This window comes from Pseudomonas sp. HMWF006, assembly GCF_003061205.1.
Lineage (GTDB): Bacteria > Pseudomonadota > Gammaproteobacteria > Pseudomonadales > Pseudomonadaceae > Aquipseudomonas > Aquipseudomonas monsensis.
The window spans coordinates 1-2,340 of the sequence record NZ_QAIU01000339.1; the positions used below are offsets into that span (position 1 = coordinate 1).

Consider the following 2,340-nt stretch of genomic DNA (forward strand, 5'->3'; position numbering starts at 1 on the left):
TCATCTGATCGAGCACTTCATGAGTCGCGGCTTGAGCTATCTCGACCTGTCGGTGTTGCACGACAACCGTCAAGCCAAGAATCTCTATGCCAAGCTCGGTTTTCGCAACCTGTCGACGTTTGCCATCAAGCGCAAGAACGGCATCAACCAGCCGTTGTTCCTCGGTCCGGGACCGGAGGCGCAGTTCAATCCCTATGCGCGGATCATCGTCGAAGAAGCCCATCGACGTGGCATCGACGTTCAGGTCGATGACGCCGACGCCGGGCTGTTCACCCTCAGCCATGGCGGGCGCCGGGTGCGCTGCCGGGAATCGTTGAGCGACCTGACCAGCGCGATCAGCATGAGCCTGTGCCAGGACAAAAGCCTGACCCACAAGGTGCTGAAAGCCGCCGGCCTCAACCTGCCGTCGCAACAGTTGGCGGGCAATGCCGACGACAACCTGGCGTTTCTCGACGAGCATCAGCGAGTGGTGGTCAAGCCGCTCGACGGTGAACAGGGCCAGGGCGTGGCGGTGGATTTGCAGAGTATCGAAGAGGTGCAGCGCGCCATCGAAACCGCAAAACAATTCGATAGCCGGGTGCTGCTGGAAAGCTTCCACGAAGGCCTCGATCTGCGGATTCTGGTGATTGGCTTTGACGTGGTGGCGGCGGCGATTCGCAAGCCTGCGGAAGTGGTCGGTGACGGGCACCATTCGATTGGTGCGTTGATCGAAGCGCAGAGCCGGCGCCGTCAGGCGGCGACCGGTGGCGAGAGCAAGATCCCGCTGGATCACGAAACCCAACGCACCCTGCACGCGGCCGGTTATGACTACAGCAGCATCCTGCCGGCCGGTGAGCATCTGTTCGTGCGGCGCACCGCCAATCTGCACACCGGCGGCACACTGGAAGATGTCACGGCGATCCTGCACCCGACCCTTGTCGATGCCGCCGTGCGCGCAGCACGGGCGCTGGACATTCCGATGGTTGGTCTCGATTTGATGGTGCCGGCGGCGGATCAACCGGAGTACGTGTTTATCGAAGCCAACGAACGGGCCGGGCTGGCCAACCATGAACCGCAGCCGACGGCGGAGCGGTTTGTCGATCTGCTGTTTCCGCACAGTCAGCCGGCTGTTTCTTGATCATGCAGCGCGTCCACTGACGCCTTCGCGAGCAAGCTCGCTCCCACAGAGGAACGCATTCCAAATGTGGGAGCGAGCTTGCTCGCGAAGGGGCCGCAACAGACACCACAAATTTTCCCTCATCGAAACCATCGATGCGCCTCAACTCATCAGGAGTTTCCATGACCACACAAATCCCTGAACCGGATCTGAACTACCTGCAAAAAGTCCTGCTGGAAATGCTCGCCATTCCCAGCCCCACCGGGTTCACCGACACCATCGTGCGTTACGTCGCCGAGCGTCTGGAAGAACTTGGCATTCCCTTCGAGATGACCCGTCGCGGCACGATCCGCGCCACCCTCAAGGGCAAGAAAAACAGCCCCGACCGCGCGGTCTCGGCGCACCTCGACACCATCGGTGCGGCCGTGCGCGCCGTGAAAGACAACGGGCGTTTGACCCTGGCCCCGGTCGGCTGCTGGTCGAGCCGGTTTGCCGAGGGCAGCCGCGTCAGCCTGTTCACCGACAACGGCGTGATTCGCGGCAGCGTGTTGCCATTGATGGCGTCCGGGCACGCGTTCAACACCGCCGTGGACGAAATGCCGATCAGTTGGGATCACGTCGAGCTGCGTCTGGACGCCTACTGCGCAACCAAGGCCGATTGCGATTCGCTGGGCATCAGTGTCGGTGACGTGGTGGCATTCGATCCGTTGCCGGAGTTCACCGAAAGCGGTCACATCAGCGCCCGTCACCTGGATGACAAGGCCGGGGTTGCAGCGCTGCTCGCCTCGCTCAAGGCGATCGTCGACAGCGGTCAGGAATTGATGATCGACTGCCACCCGCTGTTCACCATCACCGAAGAAACCGGCAGCGGCGCGGCAGCAGCATTGCCGTGGGACGTCAGTGAATTCGTCGGTATCGACATCGCGCCGGTCGCCCCCGGCCAGCACTCCAGCGAACACGCGGTGAGCGTCGCGATGCAGGATTCCGGCGGGCCGTACGACTATCACCTGTCACGGCATTTGCTGCGCCTGGCCAGTGAAAACGAGTTACCGGTGCGCCGCGACCTGTTTCGCTATTACTTCAGCGATGCCCACTCGGCGGTGACCGCCGGCCACGACATCCGCACCGCCCTGCTCGCCTTTGGCTGCGACGCCACCCACGGTTACGAGCGCACGCACATCGACAGCCTGGCGGCGCTCAGTCGCTTGCTCGGGGCCTATATTCTGAGTCCGCCAGTGTTTGCC

2 protein-coding genes are annotated in these 2,340 nt (G+C 62.4%); both read left to right on the forward strand.

The window, feature by feature from the left end:
- Positions 1–1,117, forward strand: a 1,117-nt coding sequence (ngg, locus tag DBR24_RS13985) for an N-acetylglutaminylglutamine synthetase (protein ID WP_128615058.1), incomplete at its 5' end; no start/stop codon positions are given.
- 161 nt (positions 1,118–1,278) lie between these two features.
- Positions 1,279–2,340: osmoprotectant NAGGN system M42 family peptidase (locus DBR24_RS13990; RefSeq protein WP_256591468.1), on the forward strand; the 1,062-nt coding region annotated here is incomplete at its 3' end.